Genomic DNA, 24,066 nt, shown 5'->3' with positions numbered 1-24,066 from the left:
CGTTACGAAGCAACGGTAACCATCGCCTCAATCATGATCTGGCTACGCGCGAAACCCGACCGGAGCCGACCATGATCCGTCAGATGCGCTCTAGGGAAAGTCGACGCCGCGGGAGGTCTCCTCGGTGGCGCGGATGCCGGCCAGCACCTCGCCCAGGTGAGAGACCGCCCGGTCGAAGCCGGCGCCGCCCAGCACCAACTGCCGGGGTGGCTGGTCGGCGTAGACCGCGTCGACCACCGCACGGGCGGCCTTGCGCGGGTCGCCGGGCTGCTTGCCGTCCTGTTCGACCATCGCGGTCTGCACCGCGCTCAGCAGTTGGTCGTAGTCTCCGATGCCCTCGTCGACCGGCTCGGCCGCGAAGCCGGCGTAGGCGTTGGTGCGGAACGCGCCCGGCTCGACCGCCAGCACCCGGATGCCGAACGGCTCGGCCTCGCGGCGCAGGACGTCGGTGACGCCCTCGATGGCGTGCTTGGCCGCGGTGTAATAACCGAAGCCGGGCACCCCGGCGAGGCCGGCGACCGAGGAGATGTTGACGACCGTGCCGGCTCGCCGGGCCCGCATGCCGGGCAGCACCGCGCGCAGCACGCTCAGCACCGCGAAGAAGTTGAGCTCGAACAGGTCGCGCACGGACTGGTCGGGCATGCCCTCGACCGAGCCGACCCAGCCGCGGCCGGCGTTGTTGACCACGACGTCGATGCCGCCGAACTCGGCCTCGGCCTTGGCCACGGCCGCCCCGACCTGGGCCGGGTCGGTGACGTCGGCCGGCAGCAGCAGAAGCCGATCGTGCGGGATGAGCTGGTCGGGCTTGCGGGTGGTCAGGGCGACGCGGTCGCCGCGGCTGAGGGCCTCGTCGGCGAAGGCGACGCCGAGACCGCCGGGCGTGCCGCCGGTGATGAACCAGGACTTCATGGGGCCCGATCCTGCCCGGCGGGTACGACACTTTTTCTAGCGACAAACAGCGTTGGTAATACGATTGCGGCGTGACGACATCGGACGACCTCGACGACCTCGACGCGCTGGCCAGCCTCACCGACCAGGTGCGGCGCCGGGCCTACCGGGTGGTCGCGGAGGGCACCGGGCCGGTCGGGCGGGACGAGGTCGCCGAGACGCTCGGTGTCGGGCGCACGCTCGCCGCGTTCCACCTGGACAAACTCGTGGCGGCGGGGCTGCTCGAGGTGTCGTACGCACGAAGGTCGGGAAAGACCGGCCCCGGCGCCGGGCGTCCCGCCAAGCTTTACCACCTCGCCGCGGCGGAGCACGCGGTGAGCGTGCCGCCGCGCGCCTACCGCACCGCCGCCGAGCTCCTCGCCGAGGCGATCGAACAGGCCGGCGCCGAGAACACCCTCTTCAAAGTCGCCCGGCGGCACGGCAGCCGCGCCGCGGCCGGCGAAGGGGTCACCGAACTGCTGACCGGGCAGGGCTACGCCCCGGTGGCCGGTCACGACCGGATCGAGCTGCGCAACTGCCCCTTCCACCGGCTGGCAGATCAGTTCCCGCCACTGATCTGCGGCATGAACCTCGCGATGATCGACGGATTGCTGGCGGGCGCCGGCCTGGACAGCGAGTGGACCGCCCGGATGGATCCCGCCCCCGGCCGCTGCTGTGTAACGCTTTCTAAAAATCAATCCGATTGACATTAGAATTCTGAGCTGCTGAGGTGAGTGCATGAGCGCCTTCCACCTGGCCCAGATGAACACCGCCCGGCTCCGAGCCCCGCTGGAAGACCCCTCGATGATCGAGTTCGCCGAGGGCGTCTCGCTGATGAACGACCTCGCCGACCGCTCACCCGGCTTCGTCTGGCGGCTGGCCGACGAGACCGGCGACGGCACGATCGCCGCACCCACCGACCCGAGCCGCATCTTCACCCTCTCGGTCTGGGAAACCCCGGAAGACCTTCGGGCGTACGCCTACCAGTCCCAGCACCTCGACTACCTGCGCCGCCGCCGCGACTGGTTCGTCCCGCACGGCCATCAGGTCGCGCTGGTCCTCTGGTGGATCCCGGCCGGCAAGCTCCCCACCCTGCGGCAGGGCATCTCCCGGCTGGGCCGGCTGCAGGCCGGCGGCCCCACCCCGGAGGCCTTCACGTTCCGCCAGCTCTTCCCCGCCCCTGAGCCCCACCTGCTGTAGACACGCAACGTGCCCGAAGGGGCACGCACCGCCCGCCATTCATTGACTTGTATCGAAGCGATGAACAATCGTGGCGATCATGCGGGTATGGAGAGTTCTGTGTGCGACGACGGTTGCGGTCACGGTGGCGGTCGGCGGCGCCAGTGCGGCGCCGGCGGCGCCCTCGCACGGCCAGGCGGCGGTCCGCTATCTCGGCGTGTTCCGGGAGGAGGACCCGGTCTTGATCGCCGCCGACGTCAAGGACCTCTACGGCGTCACCCCGGCCAGCGTCATGTGGTTCGACAGCTGGGGCAGCGGTCAGGCCTTCCCGGTCGACGCGGCCCGGGCGCTGTGGCGGCAGGGCATCATGCCGCACTACACGTGGGAGCCCTGGGACACCGCGCTCGGCGCGACCGACCCCGCGCAGATCCACCTGAGCGACATCATCGACGGCTCGTGGGACGGCTACATCAAGGCCCGCGCCCGGGAGTTCGCCGCGGTGAAACTCCCGATCCTGGTGCGGTGGGGGCACGAGTTCAACGGCAACTGGTACCCGTGGGGCATCGCCAACAACAATGCCGACCCGTCGCTGTACGTGCGGGCGTACCGGCACGTGCACGACCTGGTCGAGGCGGCCGGGGCCCGGAACGTGCAGTGGGTGTGGGCGTTCAACAACGGGTCCTCGCCGGACGAGGCCTACAACGACCCGGCGGCCGCCTACCCCGGTGACCGCTACGTCGACTGGGTCGGCATCGACGGCTACAACTGGGGGTTCGGGCCGTCCTGGGATCCGGCGGGCGATCACTGGGCGAGCTTCGATCAGACGTTCGCCACCGCGTACGCCAAGGCCCGCGCGGTCGCCCCGCGGCGCCCGGTGATGATCGGCGAGTTCGCCTCGACCGAGGACGGCGGCGACAAGGCGCAGTGGATCGCCGACGCGAACACCACGCTGCGCGGCGGCGCCTATCCCGCCCTGAAGCTGCTGACCTGGTTCGACCTGACGAAGGAGGAGTCCTGGTCACCCGGCTCGTCGCCGGCGGCGCTGAGCGCGTTCACCACCTGGGTGCACGAGCCGTACATGCGTGGCCGCGGGTCCGAGCTCGCCCGCGTGATCAGGCAGCCGGTGCCGGCATCGTGAACCAGACCGACGAGCCCTCCTCGACGTCGAGGTCGAGCCAGATCCGCCCGCCGTGGTACTCGACGATCTTCTTCACGATGGCCAGCCCGATCCCGGTGCCATCGTAGGCGTCCCGCGGGTGCAGCCGCTGGAAGATCACGAAGACCTTGTCGGCGAACTCCTTCTCGATGCCGATGCCGTTGTCCCGCACGTTGATCGCCCATTCGTCGTCGTCGCGGCGGGCGGTGACCCGCACCACCGGCGGCACGCCGGGCCGGCGGAACTTCAGCGAGTTGCCGATCAGGTTGACGAACAGCGTGGTGAGCAGCGGCTCCTCCCCCTCCACCTGGGGTAGCTCATCCCAGCTGACCTCGGCGTCGTCGACCCGGTGCTCCAGCTGGGAGTTGACCTCGGTCAGCACCCGCCCGAGCTCGACCGGTTTGAAGCCGGTCGTCAGCCGGCCGATCCGGGAGAACGCCAGCAGGTCGTTGATCAGGCGCTGCATCCGCTCGGCGCCGTCGACCGCGAACGCGATGTACTGGTCGGCCCGCTCGTCCATCTGCCCGGAGTACCGCCGCTGCAGCAACTGGCAGAAGCTGGCCACCTTGCGCAGCGGCTCCTGCAGGTCGTGCGACGCGACGTAGGCGAACTGCTCGAGATCGCGGTTGGAGCGGGTCAGCTCCTCGGCCTTGGCCTCGAGCCGCTCGTGGGCGGAGACGGCCTCGGCCCGGGCGGCGCGAACCTCGGTCAGCTCGGTGGCGATCCGGCGGCGCATGCCGTCCACGTCGGCGGCCAGGACGCGCAGCTCCGGCGAGCCCGAGCTGACGATCTCCCGCTCGTAGTCACCGGCGGCGACCTGCCGGACCTGCTCGGCGAGGGCGGTGACCGGCCTGGTCACCAGCCGGTCCAGGAGAAGCATCATGAGGGCGCCGACGAACAGCACGAGGCCGCCGGCCCCGGCCAGCAAACCGATCATGACCGATGCGGTACGCCGTGCCGCGCTCGCCGCCTCGTTGCGCAGCGCCAGGATGTCCGCCTGCAACTGGTCGACGGAGGCCCGCACCGCATCGAACCGGGCGGTGCTCGCCGCCTCGTCGACCGGCCGGCTGTCCGAACCGGCGATGACCGGTTCCGCGATGTCGGTGCGCCACCGTTCCGCCTGCTGCCGCACGTGCTGGAGGTCGGCGGTGATCGCCGCCCGGCCGTGCGTGCCGTTCAGCTTCTCGATCTGGGTGAGCAACCTCTGCTCGGCGGCGACGCCCTGCTGGTACGGCTCGAGGTTCTTCGCCGACCGGCTGAGGACGTACCCCCGGATGCCGGTCTCCTGGTCGAGGTAGGCCGAGTAGAGCTCCTGGCCGGCCACTCGCATCGGGCCGGTCTTGTCGAGGATGGTGTCGAGGTGGCCGTTGCTGGCCGAGGCGGTGATCGCGGCCGAGACACCGATGCCGGCCAGCACGATCCCGGCGATCGCGAACAGCGTCGCCACTCGCCGGCGCAGTGTCCAGGCATGCAGGTCGAAGAACTTCACCGGTCGCCTCCGCGGGAAATGAGCAGCATCGCCACGTCGTCGGCGAGCGGGCCGCCGTTGGCCTGTTCGGCCCGGCCGACCAGCCAGGCGGGCAGCGCCGGTAACGGCACCCCCGGCCCGGCCGGCTCGTCGAGCAGGGCACACAGGCCGTCCACGTCGAGACGTTCGACGCCGTTGCCGGTGTGGCCCTCGATCAAACCGTCCGTGTACATCAGCAGCGACCAATCGTCGGACGGCAGCTCCAGCACCGTGGGCGGTGCCGGCCGCGGCCGCACGCCGAGCACGATGCCAGGTTTCGCCGCCACCGGCTCGGCGCGGCCCCCGGACAGCAGCACCGGCGTCGGATGCCCGGCCAGCCGCACCGTCGCCCGGTTGGCCGGGATGTCGAGCACCACCGACGCGACCGTGGCGAACACCTCGCGGGCCCGCCGCTCCGTCATCAATACCTGCTCGAGTGAGCCGAGCACCTGTTCCTCGGGCACCCCGGCCAGCACCAGGGCCCGCCACGCCACCCGCAGCTCGACACCCAGGGCCGCCTCCTCGGCGCCGTGCCCGCACACGTCGCCGACGATCACATGCAGCTTGTCGGCGCCGACCTGCACGACGTCGAAGAAGTCACCGCCGAGCAGACCCATCGCCCGCCCGGACCGGTAGAACGTGTGCACCTGCAACGCGTCGGTCGACATCAACGGCTGTGGCAGCAAGCCACGCTCCAGCCGGGCCGACTCGGCCTGCCGCAGCTCCACCTCACGCAGTCGTCGCGCGTTCTCGTCGGCCCGTTTACGTTCCACGGCGTACCGCAGCGCCCGGGTCAGCAGCACCCCGTCGACCTGGCCCTTGACCAGGTAGTCCTGCGCTCCCTCGGCAACGGCTTCCACGCCCAGGTGTTCGTCGGAACGGCCGGTCAGCACACACACCGCGGCGCTGCCGGCCATCGCCAGCAACTGGCGCAGGCCGTCGATGCCCTCGGCGTCCGGCAGCCCCAGATCGAGCAGCACGCAGTGCACGCCGCGCATCATCGAGGTGGCCGCCCGCATCGACGTCGCCACCGCGAGATCGAACGGCGCCTCCGCCTCGCTCAGCAGCTCACGCACCAGAAAGGCGTCGCCCTCGTCGTCCTCGACCAGCAGGACACGCAGGCGGTCCATGGCGGCTTCTCCTTCGGTTCATGCGCGGGGGCACCACATTGTCCACAAGCCGTTGCCCTGCAGCAAACATGAACCGATCACCGGTTGCCGGGTGCGGCGTACGGGTTGATGATGGTCTTCAATGCCCGACGAGGGGTTGGGAGGCCACGTGTCTCTGCTCACCGCACTCGATCGCAAGCACACCATCGCGCCCGAGGGCTACAGCCGCTGGCTCATTCCGCCGGCCGCGCTCGCCGTTCACCTGTGCATCGGCCAGGCGTACGCGACCAGCGTGTACAAGAACTCGTTCATCAAGCACTTCGACGCCAGCCAGACGTCGATCGGCATCATCTTCAGCATCGCGATCGTGATGCTGGGCCTGTCGGCGGCCGTCGCCGGCACCTGGGTCGAGGCCAACGGGCCACGTAAGGCGATGTTCGTCTCGGCCTGCTTCTGGGCCTCCGGCTTCCTGGTCGGGGCGCTCGGCATCGGCACGAAACAGCTGTGGCTGGTCTATCTGGGCTACGGCGTGATCGGTGGGATCGGGCTCGGCATCGGCTACATCTCGCCGGTGTCCACGCTGATCAAATGGTTCCCGGACCGGCCCGGTCTGGCGACCGGCCTGGCCATCATGGGCTTCGGCGGCGGCGCGCTCATCGCGAGTCCGGCTTCAAGACAACTGCTTTCGGCGTACGACTCCAACTACAACTCCAGCGTGGCCACTTCCGTCGCCGACGGAAAGGCGCTGGTGCTGCTGTTCGTCACGCTCGGTATCGCGTACTTCCTGATCATGATGTTCGGGGTCGCCAACATCCGGGTGCCCGCCCCGGGGTGGAAGCCGGCCGGCTGGGAACCGTCCACCGTTGCCGAGAAGTCCCTGGTGACGACCGCGAATGTGTCGGCCGCGAACGCCATCCGTACACGCAGCTTCTGGTTGTTGTGGGTGGTGCTCTTCTGCAACGTCACCGCGGGCATCGGCATCCTCGAGCAGGCCAGCCCGATGATCCAGGACTTCTTCCGGGACGGCAGCGTCTCCAGCGTCAGCGTCGCCGCGGCGGGCGGCTTCGTCGGGGTGCTGTCGCTGTTCAACATGGCCGGCCGGTTCGCCTGGTCGTCCACCTCCGACCTGCTCGGCCGCCGCCCGATCTACATGCTCTACCTGGGCGTCGGCATGATCATGTACCTGCTGCTGGCCACCGTCGGCGACTCGGCGACGGCCCTGTTCGTGGTGCTGGCCGGCATCATCCTGTCGTTCTACGGCGGCGGTTTCGCGACCGTCCCGGCCTACCTGCGCGACCTGTTCGGCACCTACCAGGTCGGCGCGATCCACGGCCGCCTGCTGACCGCCTGGTCGGCGGCGGGCATCGCCGGGCCGCTGATCATCAACGGCTTCCTCGACGCGCAGGGCAAACCGGGCAGCCTGACGTCGTCCGCCTACCAACCGGCCCTGTTCACGATGGTCGGCGTGCTGGCCATCGGGTTCGTCGCCAACCTGCTGATCCGCCCGGTCCCGGACCGCTTCCACGAGCCGGCCGGCACCGTGACCGCTCTGGAGAAGGAGGCCGCGTCGTGAGCGCTCGCTTGCTGGTCTCGTGGCTATTGGTGGCCGTCATGCTCGGCTACGGCATCGTGCAAACCGTGATCACCGCCGCCAAGCTGTTCGAATGATCGGTGGCTACGCTTGCGGGCGTGACCATCTATGACGTTCAGATCGCCGACCTCCAGGGCAAGCCGTTGGACCTCGCGCAGTTCCGCGGGACGGCCACCCTGGTGGTCAACGTCGCCTCCCGCTGCGGGCTGACCCCGCAGTACGGAGTGCTCGAAGAGCTGCACGAGCGCTACGCCGACCGCGGCTTCACCGTGCTCGGCGTGCCGTGCAACCAGTTCGGCGGGCAGGAGCCGGGCAGCGCCGAGGAGATCGCCGAGTTCTGCAGCGCGACCTACGGCGTGACGTTCCCGATGACCGAGAAGGTCGAGGTCAACGGCGACGACCGGCACCCGCTCTACCAGCAGCTCACCGGCGAGCCCGACGCCGAGGGCTACACCGGCGACATCCGGTGGAACTTCGAGAAGTTCCTGATCGGGCCGGACGGGACGGTCCAGGCCCGGTTCGGGCCGCGCACCGCCCCGGACGACCCTGCCGTCGTGACCGCGATCGAGTCAGCCCTCAGCTGACGTCCACGACCACCTTGCCGACCGTGCCGCTCTCGACCGCGCGGTGCGCGTCGGCGGTGCGGTCGAGCGGGAAGCGGACCAGCGGCAGGCCGTGCTCCTCCCCCACCGGCAGGGCGCCGTCGCCGACCGCGGCGGCGACGTCCTCGGCGCCGGCCGCGAGCGCCTGGTCGCCGACGGTGTAGAGCACCAGGAACTGGAACCGGGTGTTCAGGCCCATGTTCTGCCGCACGTCCAGCTCGACCCGCTTGGCGCCGTCGTTGGCGTAGGTCGCGATGACGCCGCGGGTCCGCAGCACCGCCAGGTCGAGCGCGAGGTTCGCGCCGAGCGCCACCTCGGCGACGATGTCGACGCCGTCCGGGGCGATCGTGCGGATCTCGGCGGCCGGGTCGCCCTCGCGGTAGTTGATCACGTGGTGCGCGCCGGCCGCGGTGGCCAGCGCCGCCTTCGCCGGGCCGCTGATCGTGCTGATGACGGTGGCGCCGGCCCACCGGGCCAGCTGGATCGCCGCGTGCCCGACCGCGCCCGCCCCGCCCGCGGCGAGCACCACCTTGCCGTCGAGCGCACCCGGCCGCAGCCGGCTCGGACCGTCCTCGGACACGGTCAGCGCGCGGTGCGCGGTCAGCGCGGGCACGCCGAGCGAGGCGCCGAGCTCGAAGCCGGCCCCGTCGGGCAGCGGCACCGCCCGGTCGGCGCGCACCACGGTGTATTCGGCGGCGGTGCCGGTCGGCCGCCCGGCGGTGGCCATGAACAGCCAGACCCGCTGCCCCACCCGGCTCGGCGTCACCCCGTCGCCGACGGCGTCGATCACGCCGGCGCCGTCGAGGTGTGGAGTGACCTCGGGGAACTGCATGGGATTGGTGGCGCCGGAGCGGGTCTTCCAGTCGGTCGGGTTGACCCCGGACGCAGCAACACGGACGCGGACCTCGCCGGGGCCGGGCTCGGGCCGGTCACGGTCGGCGAGCTCGAGAACACCGGCGTCGCCGTTGGCGCGGTAGATGATGGCCTTCATACGCCCGATTCTGCCCGCCCCGGCCGTGTTGATTCCCACAGTATTCGGCGTTTGGCGGTGTCACCCAGTCGCTAACCGCTGGTAGGGGCGAATCAGCCGAGATGCCTGGCTTGATCGATGCGGCTAACGTGACCGCCGTGCCGTTTTCCATTCGTCGCCGCGACCGCCATCCGTTGACAAATGTGAGTTCCCTGCTTGTGTGCGGGTTGCTCGCCGGGGTGGTGGTCGCTGCTGCCGCGTTCCCGGCCGCGACGATCTCCGGGCTGGCCGCCAAGGCCAGCGCTCAGGAGTTCACCAACCTGCCCAGCGAGCTCAAGCAGCAGACCTCGCCGCAGCTGAGCCGGATTTATGCGTCCGACGGCAAGACCCAGATCGCGGTCATGTACGACGAGTACCGCAGCGACGTTCCGCTGAAGGACATCTCGGTCAACATGCAGCACGCGATCATCGCGGCCGAGGACCACAAGTACTACGAGCACCACGGCGTCGACTTCAAGGGTCTGGCCCGGGCGTTCGTCAACAACCAGGGCGGCGGCGACCAGCAGGGCGCCTCGACCCTGACCATGCAGACCGTGCGCATGTCGCTGGCCTACTCGGCGACCAGCGCGTCCGAGGTGGTGGCCGCGACGGCCAAGACGCCCGAACGCAAGGTCGCCGAGATGAAGTACGCCCTGGAGCTGGAGAAGCAGCTCAACAAGGAGCAGATCCTCGAGCGCTACCTGAACATCGCGCCGTTCGGCAACGCGGCCTACGGCATCTACGCGGCCAGCCAGGTCTACTTCGGCAAGAAGCCCAAGGACCTCGACGTCGCCGAGTCGGCGCTGCTGGCCGGCATGGTCAAGGGCACGTCGTGGTACGACCCGACCAGCACGGAGGGCTACCCGCGGGCGGTGGAGCGGCGCAACTACGTCGTCAACGACATGCTGACGCTCAAGTTCATCACCGCCGACCAGGCGACCAAGGCCAAGACCGAGAAGGTCCCGAACAAGACCAAGCCGGTCGGCAACGGCTGCACCTCGGTGTCGCAGAACGAGTGGGGCTTCTTCTGCGACTACTTCCAGCGCTGGTGGCTGAGCCAGCCGGCGTTCGGCGAGAACAGCTACGACCGGGAGCGGCGGCTCAAGAGCGGCGGCTACCGCATCGTCACCACGCTCGACGTCAAGGCGCAGAAGTCGGCCCGCAAACGCATCCTCGAGCAGACCAAGGACAACTCGGTCAACGCGCTGCTGCTGGCGGCCGTGCAGCCGGGCACCGGCAAGGTGCGGGCGCTGGCCGCCAACCGCAAGTTCAAGCTGCCGACCGCGGACAAGCCCAACCCGCTCTCCTCCGACCCGAAGAAGAAAAAAGCCGGCGTCCGCGCCACCTACCCGAACACCACGAACCCGATCATCACCGGTGGCGGGGACATCCACGGATACCAGGCCGGTTCGGTGTTCAAGATGTTCACCATGGTCGCGGCCCTGGAGAACGGCTACGGGCTGGATTACAACATCAACACCACGCCGCGGTACGTCTCGCCGCTCTACCGTGACTCGGCCGCGCCGGCCGCCTGCAACGGCCACTACTGCCCGAGCAACTCCAGCGACAAGGAGAAGGGCCCGTTCAACATGTGGACGGGCTTCGGGGCGTCGGTGAACACCTACTTCGTGCCGCTGCAGGAGCAGGTCGGCGCGGAGAAGGTCGTCGACGTGGCCGAGCGGTTCGGCATCACGTTCCGCGAGCAGGGCGACCTCGACCTGGCCCTGCACTCCGCGCACGACTGGGGCGCGTTCACCCTCGGCGTCTCGGCGTCGACCCCGCTGGACATCGCCAACGCGTACGCCACCCTGGCCGGCGACGGCATGTACTGCGCGCCCACCCCGATCGAGCAGATCACCACGCACACCGGCGAGAAGCTGGACGTCGGCAAGTCGTCCTGCAAGCGGGTGACCACCCCCGACGTGGCCCGCAAGGCCCTCGACGCGACCCGCTGCCCGGTCGGCGACCAGGCCCAGCTGGGCAGCTGCGGCGGCCACGCCACGGCCCCGCAGTCCCGCGGCGCCGTCGGCCACCCGGTCTTCGGCAAGACCGGCACCACCGACTCCGAGAAGACGGCCGCACTGGTCGTCGGCACCACGTCGATCGTGGTCGCCGGCTACCTGGTCAACCCGGACTGGCAGGCACACACCGACCACATGCAGCACGGCGTGGTCAACCCGGCGGTGTGGAACACGGTCGCCGACTACATGGACGGCAAGCCGGACGAGCAGTTCAAGACCCCCGAGTAGGTATCTCCCGGCGGCGTCCGCGTCCGGGCAGGACGTCCACGACTGGGACCAGGTCGTCGCCCGCAAGGTCGTCGCCGGCGAGCTCGACCTGGCCATGATCCCGAGCCGGACCTGGGACACCGAGGGCGTCACCTCGTTCCAGGCGTTGCAGGCGCCGTTCCTGGTGACCTCGGACGACCTGCTCGATCAGGTGACCACCGGCGACCTGGCCGCGCGGATGACGGCCGGCCTGCAGGGGCACGGCGTCCGGGGCCTCACCGTCATCCCGGAGAGCCTGCGGCACCCGTTCGGCTTCGGGAAGCCGCTGACGGCGCCCGCGAACTTCGCCGGCAAGAAGATCAGAACCCCCAGGTCCGATTCTGGGTACGCGTTGTTCCGCGCTCTCGGCGCGACGCCCGCCGATCTGGTCGGCGACGAGGTGGACAGCGCTCTCGCGGACGGCTCGCTCGCCGGTTACGACAACAGCTACGTGCTCGCGACGAACCTGCCCGCGGTCGCCACGGCCACCGGCAACCTCACCCCGTTCCCGAAGGCGAACGTGCTGGTCGTCAACGAGAAGACGTTCGCCGCATTGCCGGCCGGCCAGCAGCAGGCGCTCACCGAGGCGGCGGCGAAGGTCCGCGACACGATGGTCGCGGCACGGCCCGACGACGCCGCCGAGGCCCGGAAGTTCTGCGCGTCCGGCGGCCGGGTGGTGCTGACCACCGACGCCCAACTGCGGCAATTCGAGAAGATCACCGAGCCGGTGTACGCCGATCTGACCGCCACACCGCTGACCAAGGAGCTCGTCGACGAGATCCGGGCGGTCAAGGCCCGGTCCGCCACAGCGCCTGCGGCCACGGCCTGCGGTCAGTAATTCGGTGTCGCCTCCGGGTGGGATCCGGTAGACCGGGCGGATGAGCGAAGAGAGCCTGCCCGGCGGCAACACCACCGGCGCCGCGCTGATCGACGGTGTCGTGCACAAGCCGTCGTCGCCGTCCACGCCGACCGTGCACGCGCTGCTGCGCTTCCTCGAGGAGGCCGGCTTCGAGGGCGCGCCGCGCGTGCTCGGCCTCGACGAGCAGGGCCGGCAGAAGCTCACCTTCCTGGCGGGCGAGATGATCGGCGGGCAGGACCCGTGGCCCGCCTGGGCGACCGCCGACTCGACGCTGGTCCAGGTCGGCCGATGGCTGCGCCGCCTGCACGACCTGACCGCCGGCTTCACGCCGCCGGCCGGCGAGACCTGGTTCATCGGCGGCACGATGGGCCCCGGCCTGGTCATCGGCCATCAGGACGCGGCGCCCTACAACGCGGTGGTGGACGGCGACCGGCTGGTCGGCTTCTTCGACTGGGACATCGCCGGTCCCTCCACCCGGGAGTTCGACCTGGCGTTCTCGGTGCTGCCGTGGGTGCCGCTGTCCGCTCCGGACGGCGACGCCGACCTGCCCGGGCGGCGGCGCCGCCTGCATCTGCTGCTCGATGCCTACGGCTACGACGGCGACCGGCACGCCTTCGCCGAGGTGGTGCCGCAGCGGGCCCGGCGGCAGGCCGGCGTGATCCGCCGGATGGCCGCGGCCGGCGACCCGGCGTCGCAGGCGCTGCTGCCGATCGCCACCCTGCTCGAACGCTCCGCCGACTTCGTCGAGACTCTCCCGGACGATTTCTTCACGGCCCCGGAGTAGCCGGGCCGGGGCCGGGCGTCGACGGGCGGCCGGCCACCAGGTCGGCGATGGTGAGGCCCCAGTGGCCGAAGCGGGCGTCGAGGCCGTCCGCCCGCGCCTGCGCCCGGGCCTGGCGCGCCGCGTCGTAACGGCGGCGCGCCCAGGTCGAGTGGGGGCGGGCCAGCCGTACGGCTCCGATCCAGGCCAGCGGCGGAAGAAAGACGCCGAGCGCGGCCGTCGAGTATTTGCCCTTACGCACGCAGATCAGAAGCGTCACGAGGTGCGCCAGCGCCGAGGCGGCGACCGCGAGGTGCCCGGCGCCGAACCCGGTGTCCGAGGTCAGCGGGTCGATGCCGAGCAGCGCCAGCCCCATGCCGCTGAGCGTGAGCGCCACCAGCTGCACCGACAGCTGCCCCTCGGGCGACCAGTACACGTCCTGCAGGTGCAGGATCAGCGCGAACTCGTCCAGGATCAGCGACGACCCGACCCCGATCAGCACGCCGGAGACCTCCGCCCACGGTCGGCGGCCACCGACCCCGACCGAGGTGTACGCCCCGATCAGCGTCAGCACGATGCCGGGCACCGCGTGATGGATGTGCACCCCGCCCGCGATGTTGTTGCGGAACGGGCCGACGCCGGCCCGGATCATCCGGGTGATCACCCGGGTCGTCACGAAGGTGAGCAGGAACGACAGGAACAGCAGCAGGAAGGGTGCGCGCACCGCATTAGACTTCCGCAGTGCCCGAGCTGCCGGAAGTCGAATTTGCCCGCTCGGTCGTCGAGCGCGCCGCCCTGGGCCGCAAGGTCGCCGACGTCGACGACTCCGACACGTACGTGTGCCGCCCGCACCGGCCGGGTGACATCCGTGCCGCGCTGGTCGGTCGCGACCTCACTGCCGCGCACCGGCGGGGCAAGAGCATGTGGTGTGACACCTCCGGCGACGGGCCGGTCCTCGGCATCCACCTCGGCATGTCCGGCAAGATCGTGGTGGCCTCGGCCGGCGGCGACGAGATCGACGGCGGCGACTACTGGGAGGGCCGCCGGGTGGCCGGCGACTACCGGTGGGCGCGGTTCACGCTGACGTTCGTGGACGGCGGCCGGCTCATGCTGGTCGACCCGCGGCGGCTGGGCCGGGTGCGGCTGGACCCGCCGGTCGAGAAGCTCGGCCCGGACGCGGCCACCATCACCGAGGCGGCGTTCTTCCCGGCGGTCACCGGCGGGACGGCGCCGGTCAAGGCCCGGCTGATGGACCAGCACCTGGTCGCCGGGATCGGCAACCTCCTGGCCGACGAGATCCTCTGGCAGGCGAAGGTCTACCCCGGGCTCCGCGCCGACCGGGTCACCCGCCCGCAGGCCAAGCGCCTCTTCGCCGCCGCCCGGGAAGCCGTCGGCGGCGCGCTGCGCGACGGTGGCGTGCACACCCTCGCCCTGGCCGAGCACCGCCGGCCCGGCGGCCGGTGCCCGAACGACGGCGCCCCGATGGTCCGCGGCACCGTCGGCGGCCGGACCACGTGGTGGTGCTCGACGGAGCAGGTCGCGACGCCGGGCTGAGCAGCCGGGCGCCTACTGAAGACACCAGAACGCGGAGGGCCCGGAGCGGTCCTGGCCTCAACGTCGGCCGATGATCTACATGATTATCGAGGAAATTGTTGACAATCGAGAAACGCGCGTGAAACCTTGCCCATGGAGCGGACCCCATCGATGGGAGAAAACATGCAGCGGTTTCGAAAAAGCTTGATGATCGCCGGATCCATCGCCCTGGCAGCCGTGTCACTGCCGGCCGCCTCCGCCGCCGCCGGCCGCCACGGCAGCGATCCCGAGGACGCCGCGCTGGCCTTCAACCCGGCCGGCTACACGACGATCACCGTCACGGTCGACGGCGCCCCGATGACCGTGCGGGCGTACTCGGAGATCTGCGACGTCGCGCGCCCGGTCGCCGCGGCGGCCCAGCAGCCCGGCCTCGGCGGCGGGAGCACCCCGATCAGCAACACCCGCTGCGGCTACCAGAGCATCAACGTCTTCGTCCCCCAGGCCACCGCCGGCGACCAGCGGGCGCCGATCTACTTCGCGGTCAACAACGCCGGGTGGGCGGCCAGCTACATCCGGGCGAGCGTGACCGCCGGCGCCTCCTACGCCAGCGCCACCTCCAACGTGGGCGCCGCACTGAAGGCCGGTTACGTGTTCGTCGACGTCGCCGACCGCAGCCGCAACCTGGTCGGCGCGGACGGCTCGTGGCCCGGCAAGTCACCGGCCGCGATCGTCGACGCCAAGGCGGCCGTGCGCTACCTGCGCCTCAACGACAAGCGGATGCCGGGCAGCGCCGAGCGCATCGTGGTCAACGGCACCAGCGGCGGCGGCGCGCTGTCGTCGATCCTGGGGTCGGCCGGCAACAGCCCGGAGTACTACCCCTATCTCGCCCAGGTCGGCGCGGCCGGTATCACCGCCGACGGCCGCAGCACCATCCGCGACGACGTGTTCGCGGTCAACGCCTACTGCCCGATCACCGACCTCGGCAACGCCGACCGGTCGTACGAGTGGCTGTTCAACGTGCTGAACACCCGCACCGACCTCGGACAGAACAACCTGCCGGCGGCCGCCGCTGCGATTGCCGCGCAGTTCCCGGCGTACGAAAAAAGCCTTGGTCTGGGGTTGAGTGCTTCTGATCTGCTCGACACGATCAAGCGCGAGGTGATCCGCTCGGCGGAGACCTACCTCAAGGCCGACCCGGCCAACACCATCCCGGTGCTCGGCGACTCGTTCGTCATCGCCGGCGGCGGCCCGCCCGGCACTCCCCCGTCGACGAAGTCCTACGTGAACAACTGGATCGACGTGGACAACGCGGCGAACAAGGTGCGCTCGGTGAACATGAAGAACTACCTGGACTTCGTCGCCACCCAGGCCACGCTGAAGACGACGCCGGCCTTCGACCCGCTCGGGGTCAACGGCAACACCACCAGCGGCGCCGAGACCAACCTGTTCGGGCCGGCGAACCAGCGCTACCTGAACTACACCGAGTACAGCTGGGACCACAACAACGTCGCCGGGGACGGCAGCGGCCTCGATGACACCGGCCTGACCTGGGCGCAGTACATCCGCAAGCGCAGCACGATCGTCGACGACCAGGTGCACCTGATCGACCCGATGGACTTCATCGGCACCCGCGCCGACACCGCGCCCTACTGGTACGTCCGCACCGGCACCCGCGACCGCGACACCTCCTTCATCGTCTCGATCAACCTGGACCGGGCGCTGGCCGCCGACCGGCAGGTCAAGGACGTCAACTACCGGCTCGCCTGGAACCAGCCGCACGCCGGCAACTACGACGTGCCGGAAGCAATGGCCTGGATCGCCAAGGTCGTTCGCCAGGTCGGCAACCCGCACTAGAGTTCCCGCTCATGAGTGTGATCGGCAGTCGCATCGCGGAACTCGGTCTTGTTCTCCCGCCACCGGTGACCCCGCCGGGTGGGGTGCGGCTGCCGTTTCACCAGGTCCACGTCGTCGGGGCGATCGCCTACATCGCGGGGCACGGGCCGCAGGCGGATAGCGGCGAGCTGGCCGAGCCGTTCGGCCGGGTCGGCGCGGAGGTGACCCTCGACGAGGCCTACCGGGCGGCCCGGCTGACCGGGCTGTCGATCCTGTCCGGCCTCACCCGCACGCTGGGTGATCTGGACCGGATCGAGGCCTGGGGAAAGGTCCTCGGCATGGTCGCGGTGGCGCCCGGCTTCGAGCGCATGCCCGAGGTGATCAACGGCTTCTCCGACCTGATCCTCGAGGTGTTCGGGCCGGACACCGGGGCCCACGCGCGGAGCGCGGTCGGCCTGGCCGCGCTGCCGTTCGGCATCCCGGTCGAGATCGAAGCCCAGGTCCACCTGCGCAGCTGAACGGGCCGTAACGTCGGAGACCTGAGAGAATGAAGATCATCCTGACTACGGAGGACACCATTCTCACCGTCAACGCCATCGCCGCGACCTCGGCCACCGACCCGCTCGTGCGCACCACCGTCGAGCGGCGCGACCTCGGACCGCGCGATGTTCTGATCGAGATCCGGTACGCCGGGATCTGCCACTCCGACATCCACACCGTGCGCGGCGAGTGGGGCGACGTGCCCTACCCGCTCACCGTCGGCCACGAGATCGTCGGCACGGTTGCCGAGGTCGGCGCCGAGGTCAGCAGGCACGCCACCGGCGACCGGGTCGGCGTCGGCTGCATGGTCAACTCGTGCCGGACGTGCGACAACTGCAAGGCCGGCCAGGAGCAGTACTGCCTCGACGGCAACACCGGGACCTACGCCAGCGTCGACCGGGACGGCACCGTCACGCAGGGCGGCTACACCACGCACATCGTGGTCGACGAGGACTTCGTGCTGCGGGTGCCGGAGGCCATCCCGTACGAGAAAGCGGCGCCCCTGCTCTGTGCGGGCATCACCACGTACTCCCCGCTGTCGCATTGGAAAGCCGGACCCGGCACCAAGGTCGCGGTCGTCGGCATGGGTGGCCTCGGCCACATGGCCGTCAAGATCGCCGTGGCGATGGGCGCCGAGGTGACCGTCCTGTCGCAGACGCTCGGCAAGAAGGACGACGGCCTGGCCTTCGGCGCCGCGCACTACTACGCCACCGGCGACCCGGCCACGTTCGAGGTGCTCAAGAACAGCTTCGACCTGATCATCAACACCGTCAGCGCGCCCATCGAGATGGCCTCCTACCTGCGGCTTCTGCGGCTCGACGGCACCCTCGTCAGCGTGGGCGCCCCGCCCGAGCCGCTGGCCGTGCCGGTGTTCGCGCTGTTCGGCAACCGCCGCTCGTTCGCCGGCTCGAGCATCGGCGGCATCGCCGAGACCCAGGAGATGCTGGACTTCTGCGCCGAGCGCGACATCGCCCCCGAGGTCGAGGTGATCGACGCCGAGGCGGTCAACGAGGCGTACGAGCGGGTCATGAAGTCCGACGTCCGCTACCGCTTCGTCATCGACGTCGACACCCTGCGCTGAGGTTTTACCCAGGCCGTCGCGGGTGACCCGCGACGGCCTGGTCCATTTCAGCCCTGGTGGTGCGACTCAGCGAGGCGGTAGACGGGGGTCGGCAATCCTTCGTACCGGGCCTTGAGCTGCAGCGCCAGGTAGAGCGAGTAGTGCCGGGACTGGTGCAGGTTGCCGCCGTGGAACCACAGGTTCTCCTGCTGGGTGGGCTTCCACATGTTGCGCTGCTCGCCCTCCCACGGCCCCGGGTCCTTCGGCGTGTCCGAGCCGAGGCCCCAGACCTTGCCGACCTTGTCGGCGGTCGCCTGGTCGACGATGTCGGCGACCCAGCCGTTCATCGACCCGTAGCCGGTGGCGTAGACGACCAGGTCAGCTTTTAAAGCGGTGCCATCATCCAGCACGACAGCATCCTCGGTGAGGTGGTCGACCTGGCCGTGCGCCAGCTTGACCCGGCCGTCAGCGACCAGCTCGGCCGCACCCACGTCGATGTAGTAGCCGGATCCGCGTCGCAGGTACTTCATGAACAGGCCGGAGCCGTCCGCACCCCAGTCGTGCCGGAAGCCGGCCTTCTCCAGCCGCGCGTAGAAGTCGGCGTCCCGGGAGGCCATCTCCTCGTACAACGGAATCTGAAATTCATGCATGATCCGGTACGGGAGGGAAGCGAAGATCATGTCCGCCTTGTCGGTGGTGACACCGGCCGCGACCGCCCGCTCCGAGTAAAGATCGCCCAGGCCGACGTCCATCAGCGACGCCGACTTCACGATGTGCGTCGACGAGCGCTGCACCATGGTCACGTCGGCGTCGTGCTCCCAGAGCGCACCACAGATGTCGAAGGCCGAGTTGTTCGACCCGACGACCACGACCCGCTTGCCTTGGTACGCCTCGGGCCCCGGATGCTGACTGGAGTGCTGCTGCTCCCCCTGGAAAATGTCCTGGCCGGGGAACGACGGGTAGTTGGCCTTGCCCGACATGCCGGTCGCGAACACCAGCTGGGTGGGCCGGAGCTCGACCGTGTCGTCGTCCCGGTCGACGGTCACGCTCCACCGTTGCGCCGCTTCGTCGAAGGTGGCCGACCGCACCGTCGAGGACGACCAGTACGGCACCTCCATCACCCGGGTGTACATCTCCAGCCAGTCGCCGATCTTGTCCTTCGGCGCGAACACCGGCCAGTTGGCCGGGAACGGCAGATAGGGCAGGTGGTCGTACCAGACCGGGTCGTGCAGACAGAGACTCTTGTACCGCCCCCGCCACTGGTCCCCCGGCCGCGCATGCTTGTCAACGACCAGCGCCGGCACGCCGAGCTGCCGCAACCGGGCGCCGAGCGCAATGCCACCCTGCCCACCACCGATCACCACGACGTACGGGTCCTGTTCCTCCCGCCGTTGCTTCTCCTCCTTCCAGGTCAGCCGCCCCTTGTTGAGCGTGTGCTCGACGCCCTGGGGCCGGCTCTCTTCAAAGCCCTTGAGCTCACGCAGCGTCGTCAGCAGCGTCCAGGCTCCTTCGGGCTTGAGCCGCAGATGCCCGGTCCCCCGTCCGGCAGCAGTCTCGAACCGAATCCAGGCCTCAACCACGCCACCGGCTTCGGCCGGCTCCCCGGTCAGCGCGAACCCGCTGGGCGCAGCCTGCTCCAGGGTCTCCCGGAGCATGCCGGCGACGCCGTCGCGGCCCTCGACGGTGGTGATGTTCCAGGTGAAGGCGACCAGGTCACGCCAGTAACTCTCGGGCGCGAACAGCTCGGCCGCGGCCTCGGCATCGCCCGCCCGCAACGCGGACTCGAACGACGCCAGCCACTCTTCGACACGTTGCTCAGCGGAAGTCATAGCCCCACGAAACAGCCCCGACCACGTACCGCAACAGGGTTGCAACACATTGCACGGGGCTCGAAGACCGGTTGAAGGCATCCTTGACACGGAAGAGGTCACTGGTTCGCTCCCCGTATCGCCCCCCAGTTCAGAGGCCAGGTCCAATCAATGGACATGGCCACTCTGAGCATCGAAGACGCCGTCCAGGACTTCGAATCCCTGAGGGCTTTCCCCAGCACGCCTTCCAAAGTCTGGGCGACGCGGCCGAGCTGCCCGCCCGTGGCCGCAGTGCGCAGGCGGGCTAAGAGGTGGTTGGGGCTACTTCGCCATCGATGGGGGCACTCCGGCTCCGGGATAGTCGCGTACACCGCCACGGCCCCGGGCAAGCCGAGCAGACCTCGCTGGCGCCAGCCTGAGTGCCGAGCATCAAGGCCGTGTTGACGCGGCAGGCGCCGGCGGTGCGCCGCTCCCACGATGGGCGGGTCGAGCGTGACGGGATGATAGCGGGCCACAAGAGCGCTCTGGCCAGGTAGAAGCCGGCGAGTTCAGACGGTCGTAGCATTTGATCTTGTTGGTTCGGTGGGACAGGATTCCCGCCGTGCGTGTGATGTTGACTTTGCCCGACCGTGAAGAAATCTCCCGTGGTCTCGCGGAAGGGTTGCTGTATAAGGAAATCGGGGTCCGGGTAGGCCGGGATCCATCGATCATCTCGCGTGAGGTGGACCGGCACGGCGGCCGGGCCGGGTACCGGGCGGCGGCCGCGGACCTGACTGCCCGGGCGGGCCGGGAACGCCCGAAGCTGTACGCGGTCGAACGGTCGCCGGGGTTGCGGTCGGTGGTGACCGGGTTGCTACGCGAAGGCTGGTCGCCGGCGTCGATCGCGGGCAGGTTGCCGGGTGACTACCGTGCCGATCATGCTTTGCGGGTGTCCCACGAAGCGATCTACCAGTGGATCTACGCCCAGCCGGTGTCCACCCTCGCCCGCGAGTTGATCCGCTTACGGACGGGGAGACCGGCCCGCCGGTCCGGGCCGCGCCCGGAGCCGGCGCCGCGGATCCGCGAGCCCCGCTATCTCGACGAACGGCCTGCTGAAGTCGAAGGCCGCGCGGTGCCGGGCCACTGGGAAGGTGACCTGGTCATCGGCAAGGGCGGCAAAACCGCCGTGGCGACGCTGGTCGAACGCACGTCCCGGTTCTTGATCCTCGTGCCGTTGACCGGCCGAGACTCGCTGACCGTCGGCGACGCGGTGATCGCCGCGACCGGCGGCCTGCCACCACAGATCCGCCGGTCACTGACCTGGGACTGCGGCGCCGAGATGGCCCGGCACGCCACGATCACCGCGACCGGTCTGCCCGTGTTCTTCGCCCACCCGCACAGCCCGTGGGAACGCGGCAGCAACGAGAACCTGAACCGGATCGTCCGGGAGTACTTCCCGAAAGGCGTACCGATCACCGCCGACCCCACCTATCTGGCCGGGGTGGCTTCCGATATCAACAACCGTCCCCGTAAGATCCATAATTGGAAGAAGCCCTCCGAGATATTCGCCGAACTCGTCGAGGAAAATGCTTCCACTGCCTGAATTCGCCGCCTCGACGTCGCAGAGGCTCCGTGACACAAGTTGCCCTCCATGGTGGATTGCGGCGTTTCAGGGCCTCGCCCATCATTGACACGCTTTAGCCGAGGCGAGCTGAAGGCTCAGTTGCTGGAGAGGCAATAAATGGATCAAGAACGCTCTGAGTCCAGTCAAGATCCTGACCAGTCCACCCCGCATGAAAGCGACGTGTCAGGGCCGAGCAAGGTCCAACTCGCAATCGTGGTCGCAGTCGGGACGTTAGCGTCTTTCCTAGGCTTAACGTCATTCAGCGGTATGGTGTCCTCGAACCGCGACGCGGGCGACCGGCTAACAGACGGCATATTCCTGCTAGTTTGGTGCTTGGTCGTTCTCGCTTCATACTTCGCCTGGGAAGTAGGTAGCTTCTCCGAACTGAAGAGAAGAGGACTCCCTGGGATTGCAAATCAGCTTTTTGAGACGGTATCGATTGCCCTACATCGCCTCGGGAAATTACTGACTAGCGCGGGAGGCATTGCCGCCGTTCTAGTGGTCCTATCCTCGATCACGGCCGATCCCATTCCCGGAGAAAAAGGGATAGCTATATTCGCGCTCGTCACACTAATCGCAGGCTCAGCCCTGCAGTTCAACACAAGCAGGAAGCAATCGATTGTACGCAGGCGAATATCACACCTTCAGAATCAAATGACAGGAGTTGGCTCCGATCTGCAACGGACGAGGAAGAAGCTTGACAACGTCGGACTCGAACTGGACAAAGTAACGCAGGACTTGGCTCGCGAGTACAACGCCTTGGACCGCCAAAGTAAGATTAATAGCCAGCTGTCAGATGCGATACAAGGTGATCCCAAGCTTGTTGCGGCTATCGGAAGGTACCAAAAGGTTAGCCGATGGCGGAGCTTTGCTGTCCAAGCCGTCCTTGTCCTAGTCAGCTTTGTAATCGGCTATATAGTTAATTGGACCGACGCTGACTTCCTGAAATGGTTAGCACGCGTTTTCTGAGCACTTCGATACTCGCTGTCAGCTACCACCTGGCTGCCCGGCTGGGGGCATAGAAGCGCCCAACGGCCTGGACGATCTCGACCAAGGTTGCGCATCGGCGGACGGCCTTCCGAAGTCACCACCACACAGGGACGCGACCGAACGGACATTCATAGACTATCTGCGCAGGTCTGCAGGCGCATGAGCCAAATTCAAGATCCCATGATCGCTCCATGAAACGGAAGAGTTCACCGGGACCGGCGCCGGTCACCACGCGCCACCTGGCTCAGCGGTATTCGACGACTGACTTGACGAGGTCGGCGATCGAGCGGGACCAGTCGCCGGAGAAGTCGAGCCGGTGCAGGTGCTCGAGTGTCTCGTCGGCGCCGATAGGAATCTTGGGAATATCGCTGCCGTCGAGGGTCAACGGAATGAACCAGCGGCGGTCGCGGGGGCGGCGGCGCAGCTGCTCGACGGCGATGAGCAGCTCCTCGTTCATGTATGTGGCCTTACGCCCGGCGTATGAGGCGGAAAAGCACGCGACGAAGTAGTCCCCTTCGGAGATCGCGGTGCGAATGACCTCGGTCCACCGGTCGCCCGCCTTGAGATGCGTCCGATCGAGCCAAACGTCGATACCGACGAGTCGCAACGCTTCGGCAATGCGATCAACTGCCTCGGTGTCCTCCCGAACATAGGAGATGAAGGCACGCGGCGGTGTCGGGGTGGCCGTCGGCCGTAGCATCTGGGATTCGAATTCGGCGAGGATGCGCTTTCGTTCTGCGGCCGCGATCGGCGCCGTGGTGCAGGGAAAGCCCGCCACGACTCCCGATAGGCGCTCGTAGGCAGACTGCAGGTCATTGCCTCGCCGTGGATGGTCGGCGAATTCCGCGAGCATCTCACCGTACGAATAAGATCTTTTATACGGGATCTCGCAAGCGCGCCAGTAAGCGTCCAGGTCGTCCATTCCCGCGTTGCGCACAATCCGATCGAACCGCTGGCGGACGTAGCCACCCGTGTTACCGCCGAGCACACCAATCTCGTCGCCGTCAACGCGCACAGCTGCCGGCAGTATCCGGGCGGCCTGCCCACGGGCTTCCCGTGTCCGCTTGATCGAGCTCGCGACCGCGGCGCAACCGTTGACACTCTGCATGTTCATCGAGAAGCAGCACACGACCGTGTCCGCCATCTCCACGGTGCAGATGCCAGCAGTGTCGGCGAGGCCGGCCCGGCTGTCGATCAGTACGAAGTCATATTGATCGAGCATCTGTCGTCGCAGTTCAGGGAAGAACTTGCTGCCCCTGGCTCGCCAGAACGCGTCCCAGTCGAACGTGCTGACGATCCGCGAGTACTGCGGACTCTGGCGACCGGCACCGAGGAAGTCCAAGCGACCGGTGCCGAAGTCCCACTCAAGCGGCACCGTGTAGGTATGGAGGTCGGTCGTTTCGAGGGGGTCGTCGTCGTTGCCCGTCATGGCGTCGGAGAAACGGCGGATCATCTCGATCACGCCTTCGGTCTCGTGCAGATTCTTGTCGCGCAGGAATGGGTGGAAGAAGCGGTGGAGGCCCGGTGATTCGAGATCCCAATCGACCGTCAACACCTTTTTGCCCGCACGAGCCAGGACCCAGGCAACATTGGCGACGGCCATAGTTCGCCCGACGCCGCCATTGTACGAATAAAAGGTGATTATCTGGCCGGTGGAGTCGTCCTGGCCCGCAGAGCTTTCGTGATCGAGGGTCGCAGCGGCCATCGGGCGGCTCCAAGTCATTCGCCACGCC

The 24,066-nt window shown here is 68.6% G+C and carries 20 protein-coding genes and 1 pseudogene; 14 read left to right on the top strand and 7 right to left on the bottom strand.

The window, feature by feature from the left end:
- Positions 1–90: 90 nt before the first annotated feature.
- Entirely contained in the window at positions 91–909 is an 819-nt protein-coding gene (locus AB0E90_RS40170) for an SDR family NAD(P)-dependent oxidoreductase (protein WP_360417539.1), read from the bottom strand.
- A 71-nt stretch (positions 910–980) separates the two neighbouring features.
- Here AB0E90_RS40170 and AB0E90_RS40165 point away from each other — a divergent pair, with 71 nt between their 5' ends.
- From AB0E90_RS40165 to AB0E90_RS40155, 3 genes are all read left to right on the top strand, one after another.
- Positions 981–1,634, top strand: coding sequence for a transcriptional regulator (locus AB0E90_RS40165; protein ID WP_360417538.1), 654 nt, complete (start codon positions 981–983; stop codon positions 1,632–1,634).
- 31 nt (positions 1,635–1,665) lie between these two features.
- The gene (locus AB0E90_RS40160) at positions 1,666–2,127 is read left to right on the top strand and encodes a DUF3291 domain-containing protein (RefSeq protein WP_360417537.1); all 462 of its coding nucleotides are present in this window, start codon (positions 1,666–1,668) and stop codon (positions 2,125–2,127) included.
- 79 nt (positions 2,128–2,206) lie between these two features.
- Entirely contained in the window at positions 2,207–3,244 is a 1,038-nt protein-coding gene (locus tag AB0E90_RS40155; protein ID WP_360417535.1) for a glycosyl hydrolase, read from the top strand.
- Here AB0E90_RS40155 and AB0E90_RS40150 read toward each other — a convergent pair.
- Complete coding sequence (locus tag AB0E90_RS40150; RefSeq protein ID WP_360417533.1) at positions 3,219–4,751, bottom strand: ATP-binding protein; 1,533 nt, start codon at positions 4,749–4,751, stop codon at positions 3,219–3,221. The genes AB0E90_RS40155 and AB0E90_RS40150 overlap by 26 nt on opposite strands.
- Positions 4,748–5,899 carry a SpoIIE family protein phosphatase gene (locus tag AB0E90_RS40145; RefSeq protein ID WP_360417531.1) on the bottom strand — a complete coding sequence of 384 codons (1,152 nt, stop codon included), beginning with the start codon at positions 5,897–5,899 and terminating at the stop codon, positions 4,748–4,750. Before AB0E90_RS40145 ends, AB0E90_RS40150 begins: the two co-directional genes overlap by 4 nt.
- Before the next feature lie 154 nt (positions 5,900–6,053).
- Here AB0E90_RS40145 and AB0E90_RS40140 point away from each other — a divergent pair, with 154 nt between their 5' ends.
- Entirely contained in the window at positions 6,054–7,451 is a 1,398-nt protein-coding gene (locus tag AB0E90_RS40140; protein WP_360417544.1) for an OFA family MFS transporter, read from the top strand.
- Positions 7,452–7,567: 116 nt separating this feature from the next.
- Positions 7,568–8,053, top strand: coding sequence for a glutathione peroxidase (locus AB0E90_RS40135; protein ID WP_360417529.1), 486 nt, complete (start codon positions 7,568–7,570; stop codon positions 8,051–8,053).
- Here the strand turns inward: AB0E90_RS40135 and AB0E90_RS40130 are convergent.
- Complete coding sequence (locus AB0E90_RS40130) at positions 8,046–9,062, bottom strand: NADPH:quinone reductase (RefSeq protein ID WP_360417528.1); 1,017 nt, start codon at positions 9,060–9,062, stop codon at positions 8,046–8,048. The two genes, AB0E90_RS40135 and AB0E90_RS40130, sit on opposite strands and share 8 nt — an antisense overlap.
- A gap of 101 nt (positions 9,063–9,163) precedes the next feature.
- On the opposite strand from AB0E90_RS40130, the gene AB0E90_RS40125 reads away from it, so the two are divergent.
- The 3 genes and pseudogenes from AB0E90_RS40125 (at position 9,164) to AB0E90_RS40115 (ending at position 12,990) form a co-directional block, all read left to right on the top strand.
- Positions 9,164–11,329 (top strand): transglycosylase domain-containing protein, encoded by a 2,166-nt coding sequence (locus AB0E90_RS40125; protein WP_360417526.1) that lies wholly within the window; start codon positions 9,164–9,166, stop codon positions 11,327–11,329.
- Positions 11,330–11,387: 58 nt separating this feature from the next.
- Positions 11,388–12,185: pseudogene (gene dctP / locus AB0E90_RS40120) on the top strand (TRAP transporter substrate-binding protein DctP); the annotation flags it as partial.
- A gap of 40 nt (positions 12,186–12,225) precedes the next feature.
- On the top strand, positions 12,226–12,990 hold the full coding sequence (locus AB0E90_RS40115) for a phosphotransferase (protein ID WP_360417524.1): 765 nt from the start codon (positions 12,226–12,228) through the stop codon (positions 12,988–12,990).
- Here AB0E90_RS40115 and AB0E90_RS40110 read toward each other — a convergent pair.
- Positions 12,974–13,690 carry a hypothetical protein gene (locus tag AB0E90_RS40110; protein ID WP_360417522.1) on the bottom strand — a complete coding sequence of 239 codons (717 nt, stop codon included), beginning with the start codon at positions 13,688–13,690 and terminating at the stop codon, positions 12,974–12,976. The two genes, AB0E90_RS40115 and AB0E90_RS40110, sit on opposite strands and share 17 nt — an antisense overlap.
- A 17-nt stretch (positions 13,691–13,707) precedes the next feature.
- Between AB0E90_RS40110 and AB0E90_RS40105 the strand changes: the two genes are divergently transcribed.
- The 4 genes from AB0E90_RS40105 to AB0E90_RS40090 all read left to right on the top strand — a co-directional run bounded on the left by AB0E90_RS40105 (position 13,708) and on the right by AB0E90_RS40090 (position 17,953).
- Positions 13,708–14,520 (top strand): DNA-formamidopyrimidine glycosylase family protein, encoded by an 813-nt coding sequence (locus tag AB0E90_RS40105; protein WP_360417520.1) that lies wholly within the window; start codon positions 13,708–13,710, stop codon positions 14,518–14,520.
- Positions 14,521–14,706: 186 nt separating this feature from the next.
- Positions 14,707–16,353 carry a subtype B tannase gene (locus tag AB0E90_RS40100; RefSeq protein ID WP_360417518.1) on the top strand — a complete coding sequence of 549 codons (1,647 nt, stop codon included), beginning with the start codon at positions 14,707–14,709 and terminating at the stop codon, positions 16,351–16,353.
- A gap of 11 nt (positions 16,354–16,364) precedes the next feature.
- Positions 16,365–16,850 (top strand): RidA family protein, encoded by a 486-nt coding sequence (locus tag AB0E90_RS40095; protein ID WP_360417516.1) that lies wholly within the window; start codon positions 16,365–16,367, stop codon positions 16,848–16,850.
- Between the two features lie 59 nt (positions 16,851–16,909).
- On the top strand, positions 16,910–17,953 hold the full coding sequence (locus tag AB0E90_RS40090) for an NAD(P)-dependent alcohol dehydrogenase (RefSeq protein ID WP_360417543.1): 1,044 nt from the start codon (positions 16,910–16,912) through the stop codon (positions 17,951–17,953).
- 47 nt (positions 17,954–18,000) lie between these two features.
- On the opposite strand, the gene AB0E90_RS40085 is transcribed toward AB0E90_RS40090, so the two are convergent.
- Positions 18,001–19,761, bottom strand: a complete 1,761-nt coding sequence (locus tag AB0E90_RS40085; protein ID WP_360417514.1) for an NAD(P)/FAD-dependent oxidoreductase — start codon at positions 19,759–19,761, stop codon at positions 18,001–18,003.
- A gap of 589 nt (positions 19,762–20,350) precedes the next feature.
- Between AB0E90_RS40085 and AB0E90_RS40080 the strand changes: the two genes are divergently transcribed.
- A complete protein-coding gene (locus AB0E90_RS40080; RefSeq protein ID WP_360417542.1) occupies positions 20,351–21,322 on the top strand; it encodes an IS30 family transposase in 972 nt (323 codons plus the stop codon).
- Positions 21,323–21,460: 138 nt separating this feature from the next.
- Entirely contained in the window at positions 21,461–22,312 is an 852-nt protein-coding gene (locus AB0E90_RS40075; protein ID WP_360417512.1) for a hypothetical protein, read from the top strand.
- Between the two features lie 265 nt (positions 22,313–22,577).
- Here AB0E90_RS40075 and AB0E90_RS40070 read toward each other — a convergent pair whose 3' ends face one another.
- Positions 22,578–24,038 (bottom strand): TIR domain-containing protein, encoded by a 1,461-nt coding sequence (locus AB0E90_RS40070; RefSeq protein ID WP_360417510.1) that lies wholly within the window; start codon positions 24,036–24,038, stop codon positions 22,578–22,580.
- Positions 24,039–24,066: the final 28 nt, after the last annotated feature.

Origin of the sequence: Actinoplanes sp. NPDC026619 (assembly GCF_040638295.1) — a bacterium.
GTDB lineage: Bacteria > Actinomycetota > Actinomycetes > Mycobacteriales > Micromonosporaceae > Actinoplanes.
The sequence above is the reverse complement of the archived record's forward strand: the minus strand, read 5'-3'. Positions and strand labels throughout refer to the sequence as shown.

What these genes read in the sequence shown, in the direction of transcription:
- AB0E90_RS40170 (WP_360417539.1), bottom strand. Translation starts at nt 909, where the DNA reads ATGAAGTCCTGGTTCATCACCGGCGGCACGCCCGGCGGTCTCGGCGTC.
- AB0E90_RS40160 (WP_360417537.1), top strand. Translation starts at nt 1,666, where the DNA reads ATGAGCGCCTTCCACCTGGCCCAGATGAACACCGCCCGGCTCCGAGCC.
- AB0E90_RS40155 (WP_360417535.1), top strand. Translation starts at nt 2,207, where the DNA reads ATGCGGGTATGGAGAGTTCTGTGTGCGACGACGGTTGCGGTCACGGTG.
- AB0E90_RS40145 (WP_360417531.1), bottom strand. Translation starts at nt 5,899, where the DNA reads ATGGACCGCCTGCGTGTCCTGCTGGTCGAGGACGACGAGGGCGACGCC.
- AB0E90_RS40130 (WP_360417528.1), bottom strand. Translation starts at nt 9,062, where the DNA reads ATGAAGGCCATCATCTACCGCGCCAACGGCGACGCCGGTGTTCTCGAG.
- AB0E90_RS40125 (WP_360417526.1), top strand. Translation starts at nt 9,164, where the DNA reads ATGCCTGGCTTGATCGATGCGGCTAACGTGACCGCCGTGCCGTTTTCC.
- AB0E90_RS40115 (WP_360417524.1), top strand. Translation starts at nt 12,226, where the DNA reads ATGAGCGAAGAGAGCCTGCCCGGCGGCAACACCACCGGCGCCGCGCTG.
- AB0E90_RS40100 (WP_360417518.1), top strand. Translation starts at nt 14,707, where the DNA reads ATGATCGCCGGATCCATCGCCCTGGCAGCCGTGTCACTGCCGGCCGCC.
- AB0E90_RS40095 (WP_360417516.1), top strand. Translation starts at nt 16,365, where the DNA reads ATGAGTGTGATCGGCAGTCGCATCGCGGAACTCGGTCTTGTTCTCCCG.
- AB0E90_RS40085 (WP_360417514.1), bottom strand. Translation starts at nt 19,761, where the DNA reads ATGACTTCCGCTGAGCAACGTGTCGAAGAGTGGCTGGCGTCGTTCGAG.
- AB0E90_RS40080 (WP_360417542.1), top strand. Translation starts at nt 20,351, where the DNA reads ATGTTGACTTTGCCCGACCGTGAAGAAATCTCCCGTGGTCTCGCGGAA.
- AB0E90_RS40075 (WP_360417512.1), top strand. Translation starts at nt 21,461, where the DNA reads ATGGATCAAGAACGCTCTGAGTCCAGTCAAGATCCTGACCAGTCCACC.
- AB0E90_RS40070 (WP_360417510.1), bottom strand. Translation starts at nt 24,038, where the DNA reads ATGGCCGCTGCGACCCTCGATCACGAAAGCTCTGCGGGCCAGGACGAC.